17 protein-coding genes and 2 pseudogenes are annotated in these 21117 nt (G+C 71.1%); 9 read left to right on the top strand and 10 right to left on the bottom strand.

The genetic code is table 11. The features are described from left to right. Positions 1-865 precede the first annotated feature (865 nt). Complete coding sequence (locus ABD361_RS15160) at positions 866-2068, bottom strand: alpha/beta hydrolase (protein WP_344435765.1); 1203 nt, start codon at positions 2066-2068, stop codon at positions 866-868. A gap of 637 nt (positions 2069-2705) precedes the next feature. On the opposite strand from ABD361_RS15160, the gene ABD361_RS15165 reads away from it, so the two are divergent. Beyond that, on the top strand, positions 2706-3518 hold the full coding sequence (locus ABD361_RS15165; protein ID WP_344435767.1) for a hypothetical protein: 813 nt from the start codon (positions 2706-2708) through the stop codon (positions 3516-3518). Here the strand turns inward: ABD361_RS15165 and ABD361_RS15170 are convergent. From ABD361_RS15170 to ABD361_RS15190, 5 genes and pseudogenes are all read right to left on the bottom strand, one after another. Further along, entirely contained in the window at positions 3470-4180 is a 711-nt protein-coding gene (locus ABD361_RS15170) for a glycosyltransferase family 2 protein (protein WP_344435768.1), read from the bottom strand. The two genes, ABD361_RS15165 and ABD361_RS15170, sit on opposite strands and share 49 nt — an antisense overlap. Before the next feature lie 414 nt (positions 4181-4594). Then, positions 4595-5422, bottom strand: a complete 828-nt coding sequence (locus ABD361_RS15175; protein WP_344435769.1) for a hypothetical protein — start codon at positions 5420-5422, stop codon at positions 4595-4597. A gap of 1213 nt (positions 5423-6635) precedes the next feature. After that, complete coding sequence (locus ABD361_RS15180) at positions 6636-8006, bottom strand: protein kinase domain-containing protein (protein WP_344435771.1); 1371 nt, start codon at positions 8004-8006, stop codon at positions 6636-6638. A gap of 605 nt (positions 8007-8611) precedes the next feature. Further along, positions 8612-9204, bottom strand: a pseudogene (locus ABD361_RS15185) (class I SAM-dependent methyltransferase). 89 nt (positions 9205-9293) lie between these two features. Then, positions 9294-10907, bottom strand: coding sequence for a CocE/NonD family hydrolase (locus ABD361_RS15190; RefSeq protein WP_344435992.1), 1614 nt, complete (start codon positions 10905-10907; stop codon positions 9294-9296). Between the two features lie 143 nt (positions 10908-11050). Between ABD361_RS15190 and ABD361_RS15195 the strand changes: the two genes are divergently transcribed. The 4 genes from ABD361_RS15195 (at position 11051) to ABD361_RS15210 (ending at position 14220) form a co-directional block, all read left to right on the top strand. Continuing rightward, the gene (locus tag ABD361_RS15195; protein WP_344435774.1) at positions 11051-11770 is read left to right on the top strand and encodes a TetR/AcrR family transcriptional regulator C-terminal domain-containing protein; all 720 of its coding nucleotides are present in this window, start codon (positions 11051-11053) and stop codon (positions 11768-11770) included. A 184-nt stretch (positions 11771-11954) separates the two neighbouring features. Next, positions 11955-12692: a dienelactone hydrolase family protein gene (locus tag ABD361_RS15200; protein ID WP_344435775.1), complete on the top strand. Its 738-nt coding sequence runs from the start codon at positions 11955-11957 to the stop codon at positions 12690-12692. 150 nt (positions 12693-12842) lie between these two features. Beyond that, entirely contained in the window at positions 12843-13229 is a 387-nt protein-coding gene (locus ABD361_RS15205; RefSeq protein ID WP_344435993.1) for a VOC family protein, read from the top strand. Between the two features lie 232 nt (positions 13230-13461). After that, positions 13462-14220 (top strand): hypothetical protein, encoded by a 759-nt coding sequence (locus ABD361_RS15210; RefSeq protein ID WP_344436005.1) that lies wholly within the window; start codon positions 13462-13464, stop codon positions 14218-14220. Positions 14221-14313: 93 nt separating this feature from the next. Here the strand turns inward: ABD361_RS15210 and ABD361_RS15215 are convergent. Together ABD361_RS15215 and ABD361_RS15220 are read right to left on the bottom strand one after the other, a co-directional pair. After that, a pseudogene (locus ABD361_RS15215) lies at positions 14314-14556 on the bottom strand (hypothetical protein); the annotation flags it as partial. A 226-nt stretch (positions 14557-14782) separates the two neighbouring features. Further along, positions 14783-15688, bottom strand: a complete 906-nt coding sequence (locus tag ABD361_RS15220; protein ID WP_344435777.1) for a S41 family peptidase — start codon at positions 15686-15688, stop codon at positions 14783-14785. 111 nt (positions 15689-15799) lie between these two features. On the opposite strand from ABD361_RS15220, the gene ABD361_RS15225 reads away from it, so the two are divergent. The 4 genes from ABD361_RS15225 to ABD361_RS15240 all read left to right on the top strand — a co-directional run bounded on the left by ABD361_RS15225 (position 15800) and on the right by ABD361_RS15240 (position 19053). Next, positions 15800-16330 (top strand): DinB family protein, encoded by a 531-nt coding sequence (locus tag ABD361_RS15225; RefSeq protein ID WP_344435780.1) that lies wholly within the window; start codon positions 15800-15802, stop codon positions 16328-16330. A 66-nt stretch (positions 16331-16396) separates the two neighbouring features. Then, a complete protein-coding gene (locus ABD361_RS15230) occupies positions 16397-16831 on the top strand; it encodes a VOC family protein (protein WP_344435781.1) in 435 nt (144 codons plus the stop codon). 172 nt (positions 16832-17003) lie between these two features. After that, complete coding sequence (locus ABD361_RS15235; protein WP_344435783.1) at positions 17004-18329, top strand: HEAT repeat domain-containing protein; 1326 nt, start codon at positions 17004-17006, stop codon at positions 18327-18329. A 52-nt stretch (positions 18330-18381) separates the two neighbouring features. After that, positions 18382-19053, top strand: coding sequence for a DUF6073 family protein (locus ABD361_RS15240; RefSeq protein WP_344435785.1), 672 nt, complete (start codon positions 18382-18384; stop codon positions 19051-19053). A 54-nt stretch (positions 19054-19107) separates the two neighbouring features. Here ABD361_RS15240 and ABD361_RS15245 read toward each other — a convergent pair whose 3' ends face one another. Both ABD361_RS15245 and ABD361_RS15250 read right to left on the bottom strand, forming a co-directional pair. Further along, entirely contained in the window at positions 19108-19716 is a 609-nt protein-coding gene (locus ABD361_RS15245) for a DUF4352 domain-containing protein (RefSeq protein WP_344435787.1), read from the bottom strand. A 135-nt stretch (positions 19717-19851) separates the two neighbouring features. Continuing rightward, positions 19852-21105 carry a KR domain-containing protein gene (locus ABD361_RS15250; RefSeq protein ID WP_344435788.1) on the bottom strand — a complete coding sequence of 418 codons (1254 nt, stop codon included), beginning with the start codon at positions 21103-21105 and terminating at the stop codon, positions 19852-19854. Positions 21106-21117: the final 12 nt, after the last annotated feature.

A 21117-nucleotide genomic window follows, 5' to 3' on the forward strand; every position in this document is an offset into this window, starting at 1 on the left:
ACGTACCCACGTGACACGAGCGGAGCGTCTCCACCGGCGCAAGCCACATCGCGGCAGCAGCCAGCTCCCCCTCAGCCACAGACGGACGGCGCGGTCTCCTCACGCGCCCGCATCCGCGACGGCACGAGAACGGCGGCCAACCTCCCACCCACCCGCAGCCCGGCAACCGGCCCGCGCCCCCCACCCCTCCCCTCGTAGCCAGCAAAAGTTCTGACCTGAGCCACGACGAAACCCGCAGTGGCGTCTCGCCCCTGTCGGGCGCGTACGTACCGGGCTCGCTCGGTCCGGGTACGAGCTGGAACGCGGGCGGAGGCGCGTCGTCCGCTGTCCTGTGCGTCCTGGCTCGGGTCAGAACGTTGGCTGGCTACGAGGGGACAGGTGGGGGGCGCGCCTCGGTTTCCGGGCTGCGGGCCGGTGGGGTGTTGGTCGCCGTTCTCCTGCCGTCGCCGCTGCGGCAGCGTGAGGAGATCGCGCCGTCCGTCCGTGGCTGAGGGGGAGCTGGCTGCTGCCGCGATGTGGCGGGCGCCGGTGGAGACGCTCCGCTCGTTTCACGTTCGTGGTGGCCGGGCGTTCGGCTGTCTCGCGTGGCTGGTTGCTGTTGGGGTGCCCTCGAAAGCATCGGTGCCGCGTTCGGTGGGAGTGAGGAAAGTGGGGGCAGGGCGCGCCGCCCATGCGGAGATGGGACTGGGGTGGTAGGGGAGGCCGCTGGGGCGCCGCGACGGCCGCGTCGCCGCCGGATGTTCGGTGCCCGCATCGACGGGGCACCGGGCCTGGACTGGAGGCGGCACTACGACCGCTATTGATGGGGGCCTCGCAGGGAACCGTGTGGTCCCTGCGAGGCGCCGGGTGTTGCTTGTCGGCAGGCTTACCGCGGCAGGCGTTCCAGGATCCAGTGGGCGAGCTCTTCGCTCACGTAGGCGTGAGCGTCGTTGCCGGCCGAGACCTTGAACTCGTCCAGGCCGCTCTCCTCGGGGTTGATCGCGTTGACGTCGGCGTAGACGTCCTCCTGCCGGTCGAGGTCGCGGATGTCCACCGCGCTGACTGAGGGGACGAAGCAGATCGACTCGCTGCTGGGCTCGATGTCGACGCCACCGATGAGCCGCAGCTGGCGTCCGGCGATGCCGAAGCTCTCCAGCATGCCGCCGGGCGCGCCGTCCAGCTCGGCCAGGTTGTCGGTGACCACCCTCACGTCCGTGTCCTGGACCTTGAGACGGGCCACTTCCTGCCGGGGGCCCAGGGTCTGCGTCCGCAAGGTGGTTTCATGGAGCGGGCCGGAGGTGACCTTGATGGCGTCGATTCCGGCCTTCGCACCGTTGCCGACCCCGTTTCCGCTGCCGCTGGCGACACCGATAAGCCGGGGGGCACTCGGCCACCAGCCGACCTCCCGAAGGGCGTCGAGGAACTGCTTGCGCAGTGGGTCCTGGCGGTGTTCGCCGTCGACGGTCTCGATGTGCTGGAACAGCAGCTGACGGGAGGCCGGGCTGTTGATCTGGTCCGACAGGCCGGGGAAGGCGGGATGGAGCAGGTGGGCCAGTCCCTGGAGGGCGATCGGCACCCAGGCGCCGCGGTGCGGGCTGTCGAAGGAGACGTACAGGCCGGTCTCGTGACGCTCCCCGCGGCTCTCCATCTTCGCGAGCGCGTAGCGGGTGACCAGGCCGCCCATGCTGAAACCGCCCACCGTCAGCGGCACATCGCCGCTACGCTCCCGGACCGCCCGCTTGATGCACTCCTCAGCGACCTCGGCGTTCGACAGGATGGAGGCGCTGCGCTCGTCGTAGCCGAGGAAGATCAGGTCGTGGCCGCGTTCGCGCAGCGTGGTGGCGAACGCGAATCCGGCGCGGTCCAGGTGGTCCCAGCTCTCGTTGAGATTCGACGGTCCAGTGGCGAAGCCGTCCGAGAGGATGACCGGCCTCTTCAGACCGCGGTGGCCTTTCCCGTAGAACACCCACGCCGTGCCCCCGGACAGATCCCACTGGGCGTCCGGATCGGGCGCGGACACGATCCCCAGCCGCGGCTGCGGCCCCAGCATGTTCCACGGCTGTAATGCGGACTGGTTCTGCTCAGTCAATGCTGCCCCCTGGCTCGGACGGAACGCACCTCGGTGATGACGCCCCGTCGGACAGTTGGCCGAGCCGGTGCCCGGCCGGACCGGGACTACCCACGATCACCGCATGGTCATGCAAGCGAGAACTGCGCGCGCCATCGGACCGGCAGGAACGAGACGAGAAGTCCCCGTTCATGCAAGCCGCTTGACTCCGGTGTGAGGGGCGCGCCTGGGTTGGCGGTCTGCGGGCCGGTGGGGTGTTGGTCGCCGTTCTCCTGCCGTCACTGCTGCAGCAGCGTGGCACGGCCGTCGCGTGATGGTGAAGACGGTGAGAAGTGGGGGCCGGGCGGGTAGGGCGGATCGCAGAAGGAGGCGGCCGTTCCCGGGTCCGGCTCGTTGGACGAGGCCGGTTTGGCGTGGACTACGCTCCGGCTAAGTGATCACTGATTCGCCGGAGTGCATACCGGCTGCTTCGACTTTCGCAGGGCGTCATCGTTCCCTCCTGCGTGCTTTGTTCGGTGTCCTGGGGGTGCCGTGGCACGAGGATGCCGGGGAGCGGGCGGCCGCGGCGGCGAGGCTTTGGATGGCGCCGGAGCACGGCAGGACCGTCATCCCCTGCACGCCCGCTCAAAGAGGCCGGGCGCTGGCTCTGGTCGGTGAGATGGGGTTGTTGGAGGCGGTGGGGCCCGAGGCGGGTGCGGTGTTCGGTGAGACGGTTCTCGTGGCGGGTCTGTGGACGGCCAACGAGCGCCGGCTGCGCCTGGTACGCCGCCTGCGGGAGGAGCACGGGTGCCGGCTCGGGCCGGTCACGTTGTGGTGCGGCCAGCGGCTGCGGGAGGAGCGCGACGGGAGCCTGGAGGACATCCTCGGCCGGCTGGCCGCCGCCGACCCGCAGTTGCTGCGCCACCCCTGGGTACGTGCCGAACTCGCCCGCGACCCTCAGGACGGCAACCGGTGGGAGCGGCCGTTCGCCACCGAGTACGAACTGGCCATCGCCGCCGCCCTGATCGTCTTCGGCCCCGCCCTGGTCTCAACCGCCCGCCACCCGGCCACCGGTCCGGCCACGGTGGCGGGCATTCCGCCCCGCACCGTCCTGTGGGAGCGACTGTCCACCGCCGAAGGGCTGGAGCTGACGGTGCTGAACGCCGCCGCCCGCCACCGGCCTCAGGGTCCGCCCCGGCACACCACCGCCAGCTGCGCCGAGGAATGGCTGGCGCACCTGCCCCCGGCCACTGGGACGCACGTCCTGGTCGTCACGGGCAATCCGCACACCGAGCGTACGCTGGGCGACATCACCCGCGTGGCCCGCGCTGCCGGGCGGGGCGATCTGAGCCTGCACCCAGCGGGGAACGGCGCGCCGGAGCGGCCTTGGCGGCTGGAGCTGTGCCTGGGTGAGGTTGCCCGCCTGCTGTACAACGACGCCGTTCACACCGGCGTGGTGCCGTTGGTTTCGGCTGCGGCACGGCGGGCGTAGTCGGCTTTGAGCTGGTCGAGTTCGTCCAGGCGGTAACCGAAGAGCAGAGCGCGGTCGTAGGGGGCGCCGAAGTTGTGCACGTTGTCCGGGTCGAGCCGCTGGTAGAGCTTCACCCTGGCGATGCGCTTGTCCAACGTGTCCCAGCCCGAATGCACCAACCGTATCCCGTCGACGTCCTCCAGGCGCCCGTGGTCGGTGAGGTTGAGCGGCCAGTGGTGGTTGTGCAAGGGCTTGCACCCGGCCTTCAAGCCGGGCCGGTACCGCCAGATGGCGCAGCGCATGCTGGTCGCCGCCCCCATCAGCGGCACCATGCGCGGGAACTGCGGATCGTTCCACGAGGACACCAGCGCACACCGCACACCGGCCACCTCGCCGGGCAGGGCTGCCAGGCGCGCCCGCAGGTCACCCTCGACGTCGAGGACCTGGTCGTCGTCGGCCATGACGACCCAGTCGGGCCGGCAGAAGTCCGCCATCCGGTACAGCAGCTCCAGCCCCGCCGACTCCGGTATCAGCCAGGGATCGCCCGGCAGGCTCGGATGGGCGTGCACCACGTTCGTCACCCGCGGATGGCTGCGCAGCACCTCGGCTGTCCCGTCAGTGCTGCGGTCGTCCACCACGTAGATGTCGTCGCACCACCGGGCCAGCCCGTCCAACACCCCCACCAGGCCCTGCCCCCCCATTACGGACCCGCATCAAGCCGAGAACACGCACCACAACCCCACCAGACAAGATCTACAAGATCGACGAGCTGCACTGTACGGTCGCCACGACGAGCAAGATCAACAGGGGGGGGCGGCCCCGGGCCGGTGGAGATACTCCGCTCGTTTCCCGTTCGTCGTGGCCAGGCGTTCGGCCGGCCCGCGTGGCTGCTTGCTGCCGGAGTGTCCCCGAAAGCATCGATGCCCGGTCTGGTGTGAGGAAGGAAAGTGGGGGCAGGCCGCGCCGCCCATGCGGAGGTGGGGCTGGGGAGGCTGGAGAGGCCCGATCGGCGAGGCGTACCCCGGGTCCTCGGCGGCCCCAGCCGGCGCACCAGGCGATCAGGCCCTCGTCATGGCCTCGATCCGGGTGCCGCGTAGCTAGGGGACGGTGCAGTCGGCCTCGGCGTTCATGACGTCGGAGAGGTCGGGGCTGGTGTTCGTCACCCGGAACTTCCAACCGTTACCCGAGGGAAGCGAGGCGCGCACGAAGGTGGTGAACCCGGCGGCGCCGCCACCACCGGTCACGACCTGACCGGCGGGGCACGATGCCGTCGCCTCCACGGTCTGCCCCGCGGGGACCGACAGGCTGCCGCTCCTGGGGTGGGAGTGTGCGGCCGGGGAACAGACCGCGTACGAGGTCAACTTCTGCGCGTCGCTCCCGGTGTTGGAGGCCGCCGCGAGCCAGCTGGTGGACTGAACGTCGACGACCGTGACGCGGAGCGAGTCCCCGGTGACGTCGTACCCGCCGCCGCTGGGCACCTGGCCCGCCGGACAGGGAGCGATCGCGGCTTCCCCGTTGCCCGGGAGCACGGAGACGTCGGCCGTGCCCCTGCCGTGCGGCGCCGTGGTGCAGACCACTTCGGCGTGGAGCTGCGCCGTCGGGCCGCCGGTGTTGAGGCCCCGCACCTCCCAGGTGTCCGAGGTGCCGGGTCGGGGGCGGGACCACGTGAGGAAGACCGAGCCGCCGGTGATCTCCCCGCCGCCGCCGGAAGCCACCTGGCCGGCGGGGCAGACCGCCGGGGGCGCCACGACGGCCTGCCCCGCCGGGACGTCGACGGTCGGGCCGACGTGGACGGTGTGCTGGGCCATGACGCGCGCCCGCTGGTGCGCGGGTACCGCGCCCTCCTGCACTCGCGCGGCGGCCGTGGTGGAACCGACCGCCAGAAGAGCGGCGGCCGCCATGGTCAGGCAACGTAGGTGTCTCATCTCGGCCTCCGAGGGTCACAGCGACAGTGGGAGACGAACGCGACGCGCCTACGAGCTGCCCAGGACCACCCGCAGGAATCCCTACATTCACCCGTTCAGCCCATGAACAGCGCTGCTGTCCCACTTCCTTGGCGAAAGGAACGTTTCCGTCGCGCCCGATCCATGGATCGCGAGGCGTGCAGCTGGTCATCGCGAAGCGGGCGGCTGTTCGCCGACATTGGTGACCGGCGACGGCCTGGGAGGCCGCAGGGCGGAGGCGGAGTACGACGCGATCATGGCCATGTGCGCCGTCCGGCGGTCCGCTGTCGTCGAGCGTTGTCAGCGCCCGTGGTCACCACAGGCGGCCCGCAGCCGGACGCCCGGCCACGTACCCACGTGACACGAGCGGAGCGTCTCCACCGGCCCCAGCCACATCGCGGCAGCAGCCAGCTCCCCCTCAGCCACGGCCGGGCGGCGCGGTCTCCTCACGCGCCCGCATCCGCGACGGCACGAGTACGGCGGCCAACCTCCCGCCAGCCTGCAGACTGGGGACCGGCCCGCGCCCCCCACCCCTCCCTCGTAGCCAGCCAAAGTTCTGACGCCAACTGGCTCGTCGCGGTGGTGGAGTGATGGCCTCCGCCCGCGTTCCGGCTCGTACCCGGACCCAGCGAGCCCGGTACGTACGCGCTCGACAGGGGCGAGACGCCGCTGCGGGTTTCGTCGTGGCTCAGGTCAGAGCTTTTGCTGGCTACGAGGGGAGGGATGGGGGGCGCGGGTGGGTTGGCGGTCTGCGGGCCGGTGGGTTGCTGGTCGCCGTTCTCCTGCCGTCGCCGCTGCGGCAGCGTGGGGAGATCGCGCCGTCCGTCTGTGGCCGAGGGGGAGCTGGCTGCTGCCGCGATGTGGCTCGGGCCGGTGGAGACGCTCCGCTCGTTTCACGTTCGTCGTGGCCAGGCGTTCGGCTGGCCCGTGTGGCTGGTTGCTGTCGGGGTGCCGTCGAAAGCATCGGTGCCGCGTTCGGTGTACGGGAGGAAAGTGGGGGCAGGGCGCGCCGTCATGCGGAGGTGGGGCTGGGGAGGCTGGGGAGGCCGCTGGGGGCGCCCCCCGCTACCTCGCCCTGGAACTGTTGATGAGGCTCTTTGGATTTCCCCACTCCACGCTCGGGCGCTCCTCGGACCTGCTCACACGATTCCCCACGTGCGGCGCCCGGACGTGGCGGGCGCTGCAGCGGCGTCGGCTACACGACGACGAGCGCGAAGGCGACGAAGCCCGCCACGGCGAGGACGAGGGCGGTGAGGACCTGTCCGGGGGAGTCGGCCTTGGCCGGGTAGAAGACTTCGAAGAGGTCGTCGAGGCCGACGAACGTGCCAAGTCCTCCGAAGAAGATCGAGAGCAACCACGTCCCCCCGTTCATCCCCCGGGGCGGGTCGCCGTGCCAGGCGTACCAGCCGGTGCCTCCGTAGACGGCGAGGCCGAGCAGGACGTAGCCGGCGCCCTGCACCGCTTTGTGGTCCGGCCGCAGGGCGGGTTTGCCGGAAGCCGGGGCTGTGCCGTCCGGGTCTGCCGGGTCGTCAGGGACGAGCGGTCCGGGTGGAGCCGGCGTTCGAGGTGCGTGAAGGGTTACCGGGTCGGAGCCGGCCGTGCCCGGGATCGGGGTAACCGGGGTTTCCGCTACGGTCGTAGAGTGCGGGGCGGGGTCGGCCGGTTCGGCCGCCGGGGTGCTGAGGGCGTCTGCCGCCGCGCGCAGGATGGCGGTCGTGACGGCGGGCGGCAGCCACCCGGCATCCGGGTCCACCTGTGTGCGCGGGACGGGCACCAGGGCGCGGGCAGCCGTGGCGGACGGGCGCACGTCCGGGTCCTTGGTCAGGGCGGCTTCGATGACGGGCAGCAGCGTGCTCGGGACCCCGTCGAGGTCGGGCGGCTGCGTGGAGAGGTTGCGCAGCAGCAACGGGAGGGTGTCGCCCGAGAACGGCAGGCGGCCGGTCGCCGCGTACGCCAGCACCGCGCCCGCGGCGAACACGTCGGCCGCGCTGCCGACGTCGGAGCGTTCGAACTGCTCGGGCGCCATGAAGCCCAGCGTGCCGATCGTGTTGCCGGTACGGGTGATGCCGGTCGCGTCGGCGAGCCGCGCGATGCCGAAGTCGATGACCTTCGGGCCGTCGACACCCAGCATGATGTTGGACGGTTTGATGTCCCGGTGCACCAGCCCGGTCGCGTGCAGGGCGGCGAGTGCCGATAACAGCCCCGTGGCGAGCACCGTCAAGGCATCCTCCGGCAGTGGGCCGAACCGTGTCACCGCTTCGCCGAGCGGGATCCCCGGAACGAACTCGGTGGCGAGCCAAGGGATTGCCGCGTACGGGTCGGCGGCCACCACCGCGGCGGTGAACGCCGCGTCCACACCCTGCGCCGCACTCACCTCGCGGATGAAGCGGTCGCGGAACTCGCCGCGGTCGGCCGACACCAGGTACGGGTGCACGATCTTCACCGCCACGGCGGCCCCGTCGGGCGCCCGACCGAGGAACACCCGGCCCATCCCGCCCGACCCGAGCACACCCACTAGCCGGAACCGATTCACCCGCTGCGGATCCCCGACGCCCAACGGCTGCATCCCACACGCCCCCCGTGTCGCTCCCCGGTCCGCTGAGACCGGATCCTGTGATCGTCCAGAACTTCGCACAGCAGAGGCCCGAGCCGCTAGGGGCCCTGTCGACCGAAGGCACGTTGGACGGCCGCAGCCGCCCGGCCGCACACGGCCCGGGGGCAGCGGGTGCAGTGAACGCAACGGGCGCACCGAACGCAGCAGAGATCGGGCCGCGGGCCGTCACTCCACCACCGCGAGGAGCGGGTCGGCGTCAGAACTTTGGCTGGCTACGAGGGAGGGGTGGGGGGCGCGGGCCGGTTTCCGGGCTGCGGGTGGGTGGGTTGCTGGTCGCCGTTCTCGTGCCGTCGCGGGTGCGGGTGCGTGAGGAGATCGCGCCGTCCGGTCGTGGCTGAGGGGGAGCTGGCTGCTGCCGCGATGTGGCTCGGGCCGGTGGAGACGCTCCGCTCGTTTCACGTTCGTCGTGGCCAGGCGTTCGGCTGGCCCGTGTGGCTGGTTGCTGTCGGGGTGCCGTCGAAAGCATCGGTGCTGCATTCGGTGTACGGGAGGAAAGTGGGGGCAGGGCGCGCCGCCCATGCCACCCCGCACCCGCACCTCGTGGGCCGGCACTCGCTCTACCGGTGGACCGCCGAGATCAGTCCGCCGGGCCGCTCCTCGTGCTGGGGCGGGGTGCTGATCGGGCGGCCGTAGGCGGCAGCACGCTCGCGCAGGGTGTGGCTGTCGGCCTCCCAGCCGTGTCCGGCCAGCCAGGCCACCGGGTCGTCGGGCATCTCCGAGACCCACATGGACGCCGCCGATCCCGGCGCGGCATCCGCGCCGAAGCGCTCGATCACGCCGCGCGAGCCCAACGTCAGCCCCATCCGACTGCCTGCCGCCGACTGCACGCTGATCCGGGCCAGCAGCAGTTCCACCGCATCCTCGGGCAGATAGATCAGCAGCCCTTCGGCGATCCCAGCACGACCTGCCGGATCCCGGACGCGGAGGCCTGCTGCAACAGGTCGTCGAGGAACCTCGTCCTGATGACGATGGAGAACGACACGGCCAGTCGGCGGCGGCGCGCGGCCTCGTCATCGGGCAGCGGCGGCGAGGAGGGCCACAGGCCGCCGGCGGCGGCGAAGGCCTGTGCCAGGGGGTCGCGGAACAGCGCGTTCTCCCGCTCGGTCTCCAGCGCCCGCACCCTGGCCACCCCCACTGCCGTGGCCCACACTCCCGGCGGCTGCACCCGCTCCTGCTCAGCAGTCACCGCGCCAGCCTAGAGGGAGCCGGCTGAGCCTTCCGCTGCGGCGCCGCGCCCCGCTACCTCGTCCCGGAGCTGTGGGTGTGCATCGGAAGCGTCAGTGTCGAGTCGGTGTGGAGCGTGATGCGCACCGGTGTGAAGGTGGTGGCGTCCACGGGGGAGTCCCCGTTGCCGGGGTTGCGGGCGTAGCGCGGGTGGGCGCCTGCGCTGATCTGCCAGCGTATGCGGTGGCCGACGGCAAATCTGTGGGCGGTCGAGCTCATCGGCACGGTGATGGGTGAGGGTTCCTGCCCGTCCGTCCGTAGTCGGCCCAGGCCGTCGCAGATGTTGATGGAGCGGCCTTGGGGGTCCACGTCGCACAGGCGGGTGAAGACGTCGGCGTGACCGGTGTCCGTGGAGATGTTCAGTCGTGCCGAGACCGGGCCGAGGATGTCCATGGGCTCGGTGAGTGGGGCGCTGGTGAACGTCAGGACGTCTTTCCGGGCCTCCAGGCTGCTGTTGTCGCGAGGACCGGCGGTACGGGAGAGCAGCGGGCCGCCGAGGGACGGGGTGGGGTCGTCCGGGTCGTAGCGGAACGACGTCAGCGGTGCGGAGTCCGTCGGAGCCTGCCGGATGAGATGCCCCTGGACGGTGGGGAACCAGGAGTCGGCGGCCGTGGCCGGCGGCCAGTCGTCGAGGTCCCGCCAGGCGTTTTCGCCGCCGACGTGGACGCGCACCCTTGTGGGGCGCAGGCCGGAGGGGTCGGCGTGCAGATGGGCGCGCAGCCAGGCGAGGCTTTCGGTGAACACCTCGGGCCATCCCTGTTGCAGGGCGGAGGTGTGGGTCCAGGGGCCGACGAGCAGGGCGGTCTCGCATCCGGCCCGACGCAGCCGGGCGTACTGCTCGAAGGTCTGGTCGGCCAGTGCGTCGTGCCATCCGGTGATCAGGCTCGTGGGCACGCTGAGCCGTTCCGCCACGTGGGCCAGGGATGCGCCGTGCCAGTACGCGTCCTCGGCGTCCGGGTGTGTCATCACGTCGTCCAACCAAGGCACTTCGCCTCCGAGGGCCGACGCGTACGCCCCGCGCAGTGGCTGCGCGGTGGTGGCGGCACGCAGACGGCGTTGCAGGCGCAGTGTTGCTCTGAGGAACGGTGCCATGCCCTGGTGCTGGTAGGTCATGCCTGCGCCGACGGCGAGTGCGGTCTCCAGGTGCAGTGCACCGTGCGCGTGGAACAGGGCGTGGGGATCGTGCAGGCCCACCTGCACCACCATTGCCTTCAGTTCCGGCGGCGGGTCCACGGCGAGGGCCCATTGCACGTAGCCCAGATAGCTGGGGCCGACGGTCCCGAGTGTGCCGTTGAACCAGGGCTGCTCGCGCAGCCAGGACACCGTGGCCCGGCCGTCGGCGGCCTCGTTGCACCACAGGTCGAACGCACCCCCCGAACCGCCGGTGCCGCGGCAGCTCTGCAGGACCACGTGAAAGCCCTGTTCGGCGAAGAGCAGGCCGTACATGGGGGACCACGGCAGGCCCCTGCCGTAGGGCGAGCGCACCAGCAGGGTGGGGAAGTCCCCCTCGGCGCGAGGGAAGTAGTGGTCCGTGATCAGCGGGCTGCCGTCGGCGGCCGGTACCGGCAGGCCCGGCTCCCACCCGACGTCGTGCCGTTTGGCCGGGAGGCCGCGCCAGGTCGCCCTCATCATCCGTGAGGAAAGGGGCGGTTTCGAACTGTGCGTGCGTGATGTCATCGTTTCCCCTCCTGTATTTCCGTACGATGTACGAGAATAGGGGATGCTTGACTGAGCCCCGCACGGCCACCGGAATCAAGGAAGGAGCGTGGACCATGCCCCGCGACGGAAGGGCCGGCACCCCGAGCGTCGACCCCCAGCAGCTCTGGCTGAGCTCCGACCAGCCCCGTAGAGGCCGCAAGCCGGCCTACAGCCGGGAGGCGATCACCGCGGCGGCCGTCGCCCTGGCGGACGCCGAGGGGCTCGAAGCGGTCACCATGCGTGCGGTGGCTGCACGGGTCGGGGCCGGTGTCATGTCGCTCTACAGCTACGCCCCCGACAAGGAGACGTTGCTGAACCTGATGGCCGACCACGTCAGCGGCGAACTGCCGACCACCACACACGTGCTCACCGGCGACTGGCGCGCCGACCTGAAGGCCATCGCCCACCTCCAGCGCGGCCTCATGCTGCGGCACCCCTGGCTGCCCGCCGCCCTGGCCACCCGTCGCATCCCCGGCCCCAACACCCTCGCCTTCCTGGAACACGCGCTCGCCGCCCTGCGGCCCACCGGACTGGACGGTGCGGCGAAGCTGGAGATCTTCGCCCAACTCACGGCCTTCGTGGCCGGACACGTCGCCCATGAGGCTGCGCAGGCCGCCGTCTCGCAGTCCCCCGACCGAGCCGCAGCGGAAGCCCGTTACCTCGCCGCTGTCGCCGCGGACGGCCACCATCCGGAACTCGCCGAGGCCCTCTCCGCCCCCGGGCGCCCCCTCACTCCGGAAGCCACCTTCGCCCGGTTCCTCGACCGCCTGGTCGGCGGACTCGACGCCGGCTGATCCCGCGAAACATCCGGTTGGCGGGCCACGGCGGCTGCTGCTACGTTTCCGCCAGGCCGTGCGAGAGAACCAGGAGGTGGTACCCGTGAACGCAGTATCGACATGGGTGCTCCCCTCCGGGGTCACGGTCGGGCGACAGGTCGTCCGGGAGCGCCGTTCATGAGCACTCCCGAAAGGCACGACCATGCACTTCACCTCTGAACAGCGTCTCGACGACGGTGTCCTCGAGCGCGAATTCACCCTCGGCGAGATCCCCGGCATCCTGTGGACGCCCCCGTCCGCCACCGCACCGGCGCCGCTGATCCTGATCGGCCCTCCCCCGCTCGGACTGCGCAAGATGTACCCCCGGCTGGCTGGACGGGCCCGGTACTACGCGGCGGAGTACGGCTTCGCCGCGGCCACCATCGAGCTCCCCGGGAGCGGCGACCGGCCCCGGTGGGCCGCCGTCGAGCAGGCCCGCGCCGACCTGCGCCGGGCGATGGAGGCCGGCGAGCCGGTCGGCGACGAGATCGTCGACGCCCTTGTCCTCCCGCTGGTCGAAAAGGCGGCCCCGGAATGGCGGGCCACCCTGGACGTCCTCCTTGCGCTGCCCGGGCTCGGCGGCCCCGTCGGGTACGAGGGAGGAGTGATCTCCATCGGCATCCGGCTGGCGCTGGCCGAGCCGCGCATTGCGGCCGCCAATCTGTTCGCCGGGAGTTTCGTGCCGGCCACCATGTTCGAGGAGGCCCGCCGGGTCACCATTCCGCTGCAGGTCCTGCTGCAGTGGGACGACGAAGGCAACGACCGGCAGGCGGCTCTGGACCTGTTCGACGCCTTCGGCTCCAAGGAGAAGACGCTGCATGCCAATTCGGGCGGGCACACCGGCGTCCCCCGGTTCGAGCTCGACGCCGGAGCCCGGTTCTTCGCCCGGCACCTGAAGTAGGCCCCGGCCGGCAGGGGGCCGCGCTGCCCGAAGCTGGACATGCAGGTGAAAACTTGCTTATTCCCCAGCGTGGCGGAGGATGTTTTCAAGGCACTCGCGAACCCCGCCCACGAGGGTGGCACAGACGCGCCCCCTGCCGGAGGCACCATGATCAGCATCCATGTGACCAGCGTGTTCGTCGACGACCAGGACAAGGCCCTGGCCTTCTACACCGACAAGCTCGGCTTCGAGAAGAAGACCGAGATCGATATGGGGCCGGCGCGCTGGCTCACCGTCGTCTCCCCGGCCGCCCGCGACGGCGTGGAGCTGCTGCTGGAACCGGACGCCCACCCCGTGGCCAAGCAGTACAAGGAAGGCCTGGTCGCGGACGGCATCCCGGCCACCTCCTTCGCCGTGGACGACATTCAGGAGGAGTACGAGCGCCTGACCGGCCTCGGCGTCGAGTTCACCCAGCCGCCGACGCCCATGGGCCCGTTCTCGACGGCGGTCCTCGACGACACCTGCGGCAACCTGATCCAGCTGACGCAGCTTCCGTAAGCCTGGACGGCAGGAGAACGGCGACCGGTCCTGCAGGGCTGCCGGCGCCTCCCAGCCGGGGTAAACCCCGTGCGCCTTGCCAGTGGTTACGCAAGGTTGGCCGACTCATCACTTAATGGGAGGGTTGTAGCGTTCGATCCGCTACTTTCCATTGCTGTCGGTGGTCTCCTGGGCTTGTTGTGCCGCGGGCCGGGGCGTCCGGTACCGCTTGGGCATTGGGGAGGAACCAGGAATGCTGCGATCGGTGATCAGACGTGCATGGAAGCCCTTGGCCGTGGCTGCGGCGGGCATGTGCGCTTTTGCGGGAATGACGGCGCCCGCCCCGGCCTCCGCGCAGCCCCGGCAGGCCCGGGCCGCCGCTTCGGGCTACCTGAACCTGCATCAGTGCGTGTACTACTCGTCCTCGGCCACCGACCACTTCACGACCGTGGTGACGGGTGGGGACGGGCGGTTCGCGACGGGGACGAACGTGTCCAGCACCGCTGACAGCCAGCCGTCGTGCGGTTCGGGGGACGGGAACTACTCGCTCGTCCCCCTCCTGTCGGGCGTCAAAGCACTGAACCTCGCTTCAGGGCGCTACCTGAACCTGCATCAGTGCGTGTACTACTCGCCCTCGGCCACCAATCACTTCACGACCGTGGTGACGGGTGGGGACGGGCGGTTCGCGACGGGGACGAACGTGTCCAACACCGCCGACACCCAGCCGTCGTGCGGTTCGGGGGACGGGAACTACTCGCTCGTCCCCCTCCTGTCGGGCGTCAAGGCACTTGACCTCACCTCAGGGAGCTACGCGAATCTGCATCAGTGCGTGTACTACTCGCCCTCGGCCACCGACCACTTCACGACCGTGGTGACGGGTGGGGACGGGCGGTTCGCGACGGGGACGAACGTGTCCAGCACCGCTGACAGCCAGCCGTCGTGCGGTTCGGGGGACGGGAACTACTCGCTCGTCCCCCTCCTGTCGGGCGTCAAGGCACTCTCGGTGGCCTGAGGCCGGCGGGGCGACCGCCTCGGCAGCCGCGCCGCTGGCGGTCGCCCCGCACCCGTACCCCCGTACCGCGACCCGTAGCGGCAATGGTCTGGGGGCCCAGCTGTCCTTGACGGATGCGCCAGGCGTGATGGTGTCGATCCGGGCCACCAGTGCGGTCGGGCCGGCGCCTGGCACCAGCGTCACCGCGTCGGGGTAGTACAGCGGCGTGCGGACGGGGGCGGCCCATGCCTGGTCCCCGAAGGCGCCCGTCGAGCCGTGCGACCGGCTCATCACTGCGCACCACTCGGCGTTGTTCCGGGCGGCGGCCCGAACCAGGAATCCCTTCGGTGTCGTCACGAGTGCGGATCATGTCCGGTCGCGGCCCGGCTGGTCGAAGGCTTTTGTGCGTCCTGATCGAACTGGGCCACCATGTATGGGTGACGTGACGTCAGCCCGTACGGCAAGCAGGCAAGCCTCTTACTGGATCCCTCTGCGGCTCATAGCGCCTGCTCAACAAGCCGTGCCGCGTACCGCCGTTGACGTTGCTGTTGCCGCGTACGAGCAGAAAGGGCCTGCCTTCCGCTCAGCATGCCAGTCGGGCGAGGGCCAGCGCGTGTGCCTGGGCGAGGGAGTCGGCAGCAGCGCAAGGGACGTCCGGCTGCACACCGGTGCCCTCCCAGTTCGTGCCGGAGACGGGGTTGACGGCGCGGCCGACGGGGACGGTGGCTTCCAGGTGTGGGTGCACCGTCCAGCCCTTGCACGGATGTGCGCCACCGCGGGTGCGCTCGCCGACGACCATGGCGCGGCCGAGCTGCTGGAGGTCGTACGCCAGCTCTTCGGCGGCAGAGAAGGTGCTGTCGCTGGACAGCACGTACAACGGCTTGCTGCCGCCGAAGCGCGCGCCGGGAACGTGCGGCAGGCTCCAGGACTGCTCGCTGCGCTCGCCGCCGTGCCAGTGCATGGTGTTGAGGTGGGTGCGCTCGTCGAGCAGGTAGCTGCAGACGAAGGCGACCGTGTCCGGGTCGCCGCCACGGTTGGCGCGAAGGTCGACGATCAGCGCCTGGGCGCGGGAGGCCAGGGTGAGCGCGGCGCTCAGCGGTTCGGCGGCCCACTCCAGCGGAAACAGCATCGGTGCCAGCTCCACCACGGCGACCCCTCCGTCGAGCAACTGCACCCGGGGCGCACCGCCCAGCGAGGCGTCGAATTCCCGGCGCATGGCGTCCCGGGTGGCCGCCCCCTCCTTCGGGGAGATCGGGTCGGCGTGGTGCTTCAGTCTCAGGTGCCGGTCGCCGTTGACGGACTGCAGGTCCGCGGTGACCAGACGGGCGAGCTCCTCGGCGTCGTCGACGTCGTAGGCGCCCTCGGTGAGGCGTCGTTGCAGCAGGCCGGCGAGCTGCTCGGCTATCTCGGGGAAGACATAGTGCTCCATCAGGAGCCGGACTGTTTCGTCGATGACAGGAGCCGACGAAAGTTTCGTTGGAGTCGTCATGGCGGGGAGTAGAACACTGCCCTTGCGAAAGCGTCAAAGGTCCGGCGGGGGGGGGCGCGCTGTGCTGTGAGCGGATGGCCTGCCCGTATGGCCTCGCTAACATCACCTGCCATGACTGCTGAAGCCGAGCCCCCGGCAGAGCCCGATGTCACGCTCACCAGCCCGGCCGAGTTGTTGGCCGGCTATCTGGATTTCTACCGTGACGCCGTGCTGCGCAAGCTGGACGGCCTGAGCGACGAGGAACTGCGGGGCAGCCGGCTGCCGTCCGGCTGGGCGCCGCTGGAGCTGTTGAAGCATCTGGCCTATGTGGAGCTGCGCTGGCTGCAGTGGGGCTTCGCCGGCCAGCAGGTCGAACAGCCGTGGGGCGATATGGAGGCCCGTGGCGGCAGATGGCGTGTCGAGGCGGGGGAGACCGTCGAGGACGTGACGGCATTCTTCCGCGCCCAGTGCGAGCGGTCCCGCGCGATCGTCGCCGGTGCGCGGCTGGAGGACCGGATGGCCACGCTCGGGGGCCGGGTCCCGCCCGAGGAGGAACGGCCGACGCTGATCTGGGTTCTGTTCCATTTGCTTCAGGAGTACGCGCGGCACGTCGGGCACCTCGACATCGCCCGGGAGCTTGCCGACGGCGCCACCGGCGAGTAGCCGGAGGGGTGTTGTCGCGGATTAAATCGAGGAGACGGCGACAGACCCCGCCTCTATGATGCGGCGATGGCATCGATCAGGCAGGTTCAGGTCACCTTTGACTGCGCAGAACCGGAGCGCGTTGCTCGGTTCTGGTGCGAGGTGCTGGGGTACGTCGTACCGCAGCCGCCGGAGGGGTTTGCCACGTGGGACGATTTCAACAGCTCACTGCCGCCTGAGCGCCGGGGCGCGGCGTTCGCCTGCATGGATCCCTCGGGCGTGGGCCCGCGGCTGTACTTCCAGCGTGTTCCGGAAGGCAAGGTCGTCAAGAACCGGGTGCATCTCGACGTGCGGGTCGGCACCGGGCTCGTGGGGGAGGAGCGGCTCGCCGTACTCAAGGCGGAATGCGCACGGCTGGTCGCGCTCGGAGCGGTATGCGTAGAAGTACTGCTTGCCGACGAGGAGAACGAGTCGTGCATCGTGATGCAGGACGTCGAGGGCAACGAATTCTGTCTCGACTGAGCCCGGCCCTCCTCCCGTGGCTGGTGGTACCCGTGGTACGAGATGTCGGCCGGCCCCTGCTCGTGCCCCGGCGCCGTCACCGCCAACAGCCCAACTTGAGAGAAGGCAGCCGCCCCCAGGTCGCATAACTTATCGATAGCGAGTTCTCCCTCTACCGGAAGGAAGCTCACACATGGCTATCGACTTGTGCAACAAGTCCCCGGCCTCCCTGGCCGAGGGCGACCCGGGGCCGTGGGCCGCGGCCGGGCCTGCCGACCCGGTGCTGCTGGAAGACCTCGGGACCGAGCAGCGCGACGCGCTCAACTTCGCGTACCGCACCACCCTCAGCAACGTCGATCCGCGCTTCGTCGCCGGTGACCCGGCCGCCTGGGCCAGCGACTTCGGGTACGCGCTGGACCGCGTGGCCATCCGGCTCGACAACCGTTCCAACGACGAGCTGCGCGAGCAGGCTCTGAAGCATCCCGACCCGGCCATGCGCGAGCAGGCGCTGTACGAGTACGCCGACCGCGATCACGCCGACGCCATCGAGCTGCTGGCCCAGGCCATCCGTGACGACACCGACCGCCAGGTGCGCTGGGACGCCCTGTGGGCCGTGGAGAAGCTGGGCGGGGCGCGGGCGGTGGCGACGCTGCAGACGTTCCTGAAGGACCCGGACCCCGAGATCGCCGAGTGGTCGCGGCTGTTCATCAGCGAGCTGCAGACCGGTGACCCGGCCTTCGACGGACGCGAGGGGAAGTCGACGCCCGGCCGGACGTTCGACGAGACGATCTTCCTGCTCATCCACTGCGACCTGTACGTGCGGCTGGACGACTCCAACCAGCACTGGGGCAAGTTCTCCCTCGCCCCGCAGGGCCTGGCGCGCGTCTACGGTCAGGCGCACGCCTGCCCCAACGTCGCGACCCGCGAGAAGCAGCTGGTGATTGCCAAGACGATCGAGGGCCTGCACGCCGACGGCTCCCCGCACGTGGACAACTACCTCTTCCGCGGTTTCACCGACCGCACGCGCCGCGACCGGGGCAACTTCTTCTTCGAGTCGCTGGTGCCCCGTCCGTTCTTCAAGTCCGGCCGGGCCGACGACCCCTCGCAGGGCGTGCGCCAGGCCCAGATCGGCTTCGCGCGCTACGGCACCTGGCACCTGGAGCCGCGGTTCACCGTCCACGACGAGTACGCCATCCGCTACGTGCGCGGCCGCTTCCAGGGCTGGGGCCACCTGAACCTCGCCCGGATCGCGGGCAAGCCGCTGGAGGAGGTCCTCACCCCGGGCAACGGCGTGCTGTCGACCCTGCACGACCCCGAGGTGGGCCCGATGACCAACGCCTTCATCCTCGGCACGTTCAAGGGCAAGCTCAACGACTGGGACGGCGACGGCGTCATCGACCTCAACTCCCGTCCCGTCTACTCCACCGTCGACGGCGAGATCGACTCCGACCAGGACGGCATCGCCGACGAGCCCGGCCTGACCTGCTGCGACTGGACGGCCCGGCAGCAGCTGCCGTGACCGGCGCCCGGCGCCGCAGCACCCGGTAACCCTGAGCCCTGAAAGGGGAGAGATGTCCGCTCCTACGCAGCGGCCGTCCGTGGTCTATGGCCGCCCGGTCACCACCGACGGTGTGCGCAACCTCTACTCGGGCACGAAAGTCGTGCCCTGGACCCCGCCCGTCCCGGGCATCGACAACCTCGGCATCACCTCCGTGGACACCTTCGCCGTGCCGGGCGTCGGCGAGTACACCGTGCCCTTCGACGGGTACGTGCGCGTGGTGCGCTCCCAGCCCACCTCCGAGGAGTGGTCCAAGGCCGAGGTCTACACCAACCTCATCGAGATGAAGATGGAGGGCTCCTGCGAGGAACTCGGCCACATCACCGTCACCCTCAACCCCGACTGCCTGTCCACCGGCCAGATCCGCACGCCCTTCGACCCGTACGCCGGCGAGGGCCCGGCCGCCAAGGCCTGCCGCATGGCCGTCGGCGCCATCTTCGACATGCCCAAGCTGGGCCTGCAGCTGGCCAACAAGGAACCGATCATCCTGACGATCGACGACGTCCGGCAGATCCCGCCGGCCGGTTCCCCCGGCAAGGGGCAGATCTACCGGATGCTGCCGCTGCACGACGTCAGGCGCATGGACGACTCGCCCGTCGCCTACGTCACCAGCCTGCGCTTCACCATGGGCGGCTACCTGCCCTGGGAGCGGTTCGGCGAGGAGCGCAAGGAGTACGGCAAGTAGCGAAGGAAGGTGCGCGGTGGGCCGGGGTGGGCCCGGCCCGCCGCCGTCACCGGGTCACTTGGTGAGGACCCACTTCGCGGTCTCCTTGGCGAAGCCGGAGTCCGGGGTGAACTGGACGCTCTGCGGTTTGGTGCCGTCCGGGACGGACACCACGACGTAGCCCAGGGCCTTCTCGCCCGGGGCGAGCTTGACCGTGGCGGGCATGTTGGGGCCCGAGGTGGTCTCGCCGATGGAGTGGGTGAAGCCCTGGCCCTGGGCGTCCAGGACCTTGACGCCGTTGGCGGGGCTGTCGTCGTAGACGGCCTTGCCCTTGTTGATGATCTCCAGCTGGGCGGCGACCCAGTGCTTGCCCGCCGCGGGCTTCATGAACTTGTTGTTGCTCTGGGCCGGGTCGACCCAGTTCTTCAACGTGACGGCGATCTCCACGCCGGCCTTGTTCCTGACCGTCACGGTGGCGCCGGAGGCCGGCGTGCCCTTGGGGGCGGGAGCCACCACACCACCGCCCGGCGTCTCCTTGCCCGGCGTCTCCTTGCCCGGCGCGGCGCTCGACGCGGCACCGGACGGTGCGGTGGCCGGGGCGGTCGGATCGGCGTTGTCGTTGCAGGCCGTGGCGGCGAACGCGAGCGTGCCGACGATCAGGGCGGTGCCGAGCTTGCGGCGCATGGTGGATCCCCCGTGGTTGATCTTTGGATTGACGTGCACATTCTTACTGCGCGTCGGCCCGCGATCCGCCGCCGGAAGCCCCTCCGGGACGTTCTGTGACAGGGCGGTGATCAAACCATGGCGCATTCCGATCAATCAGCCGCCGGAGGAAGGAAGCGGCGGGAAGGTGCGGTCCCCCTCACCGGTCAGTACGAGCGAGACGCCCCGGCCCGGCCCCGGCGGCCAGGCCACCAGACGTAGCAGGGCCGCCATGCCCGGCCCCAGCGGCACCGGAGCCATGCCCATGCGCCGCGCCTGCGGGACGGCCCCCATCGCGTGGGCCTGCCCCGCCCCGCTCCACACCGACCACTCCGCGACGACGGTCGCGCAGTGCGGCAGCACGGCCGCGCGGCGCAGGGCCTGCCGGCGCAGCAGCTCGTTGGCGAGCGCGTAGCCGCCCATCTGCCGGTGCGGCACGCGGGCGGTGATCGAGCCGAAGACGACCACCTGCCGCAGCGCGGTGACGTCGAGGGCGTCCAGGACGGCGTGCAGGCCGCCGGTCTTGGCCGCCTGCAGCCGGGCCAGGTCCGCGGGGTGCATGCCGGCCACCGGGCCGCCGTCCACCAGGCCCGCGCAGTGCACCACCGCGTGCACGGGCGCGCCCAGGCGCCACAGGGCGGCCGCCACGGCCTTGGGGTCGGTGACGTCCGCGGTGAGCACGCGGGTACGGGGCACGGCGGCCCGCAGCCGGGCCAGCAAGCGGGCGGAGGCGGCGTCCAGTTGCCCGGGTGCGGTCACGTCGAGCAGCACCGGCCGCCACCCGGCGCGGGCCGCGAGCACGCCCGCCGCCCGCAGGCCCAGCCCGCCCAGACCGCCGGTGATCAGCACGGTGCCGCCGGCCGGGCCGGGCGCGGCCGCCGGCAGGGCGGCCGGCCGCCAGACGGTACGGGTGGCCGTACCGTCCTGGGCGACGTGCACCTCGGCCCCGTCGCCGGCCGCCCGCACCAGGCGGGCGACGCGCTCGGCGGTGAGCGGACCGGCCTGCTCCAGCGCGGTGACCCTCAGGCCCGGCGCCTCCAGCGCCGCCGCCCGCAGCAGGCTCGCGCCGCCCGCGCCCCGGTGCACCAGCACCAGCCGCCGGCCGGGGGTGGCGGCCGCCCGGGCGACGCCCTCCAGCAGCAGGGCGTTGTCCCGCGGCCGGTGCCCGGCGCCGAGCACGACGGCGACGGCCTTCTCGCCGTCGGGCCGGGAGGCGTGCTGCAGGGCGGCGACGAGGCGGTCGGGCGCGGCCGTGCCGTGCAGCACGGACCAGCGGAAGGGGGCGGCGGCCGGGGCGGCGCCCTCGTCGGCCACTGCTTCCGGAGCCGTACGGAACGCCTGTACTCCTCGTACCGCTGCGGGGCCGTCCATGGGGGCTCCAGG

Source organism: Streptomyces luteosporeus, assembly GCF_039532865.1.
GTDB lineage: Bacteria > Actinomycetota > Actinomycetes > Streptomycetales > Streptomycetaceae > Streptomyces > Streptomyces luteosporeus.

Excerpts from the sequence above, each read along its gene's own strand:
- ABD361_RS15165 (WP_344435767.1), top strand. The coding sequence starts at position 2,706 with ATGGGGTTGTTGGAGGCGGTGGGGCCCGAGGCGGGTGCGGTGTTCGGT.
- ABD361_RS15175 (WP_344435769.1), bottom strand. The coding sequence starts at position 5,422 with ATGAGACACCTACGTTGCCTGACCATGGCGGCCGCCGCTCTTCTGGCG.
- ABD361_RS15180 (WP_344435771.1), bottom strand. The coding sequence starts at position 8,006 with ATGCAGCCGTTGGGCGTCGGGGATCCGCAGCGGGTGAATCGGTTCCGG.
- ABD361_RS15190 (WP_344435992.1), bottom strand. The coding sequence starts at position 10,907 with ATGAGGGCGACCTGGCGCGGCCTCCCGGCCAAACGGCACGACGTCGGG.
- ABD361_RS15195 (WP_344435774.1), top strand. The coding sequence starts at position 11,051 with ATGCCCCGCGACGGAAGGGCCGGCACCCCGAGCGTCGACCCCCAGCAG.
- ABD361_RS15200 (WP_344435775.1), top strand. The coding sequence starts at position 11,955 with ATGCACTTCACCTCTGAACAGCGTCTCGACGACGGTGTCCTCGAGCGC.
- ABD361_RS15210 (WP_344436005.1), top strand. The coding sequence starts at position 13,462 with ATGCTGCGATCGGTGATCAGACGTGCATGGAAGCCCTTGGCCGTGGCT.
- ABD361_RS15220 (WP_344435777.1), bottom strand. The coding sequence starts at position 15,688 with ATGACGACTCCAACGAAACTTTCGTCGGCTCCTGTCATCGACGAAACA.
- ABD361_RS15225 (WP_344435780.1), top strand. The coding sequence starts at position 15,800 with ATGACTGCTGAAGCCGAGCCCCCGGCAGAGCCCGATGTCACGCTCACC.
- ABD361_RS15230 (WP_344435781.1), top strand. The coding sequence starts at position 16,397 with ATGGCATCGATCAGGCAGGTTCAGGTCACCTTTGACTGCGCAGAACCG.
- ABD361_RS15235 (WP_344435783.1), top strand. The coding sequence starts at position 17,004 with ATGGCTATCGACTTGTGCAACAAGTCCCCGGCCTCCCTGGCCGAGGGC.
- ABD361_RS15240 (WP_344435785.1), top strand. The coding sequence starts at position 18,382 with ATGTCCGCTCCTACGCAGCGGCCGTCCGTGGTCTATGGCCGCCCGGTC.
- ABD361_RS15245 (WP_344435787.1), bottom strand. The coding sequence starts at position 19,716 with ATGCGCCGCAAGCTCGGCACCGCCCTGATCGTCGGCACGCTCGCGTTC.
- ABD361_RS15250 (WP_344435788.1), bottom strand. The coding sequence starts at position 21,105 with ATGGACGGCCCCGCAGCGGTACGAGGAGTACAGGCGTTCCGTACGGCT.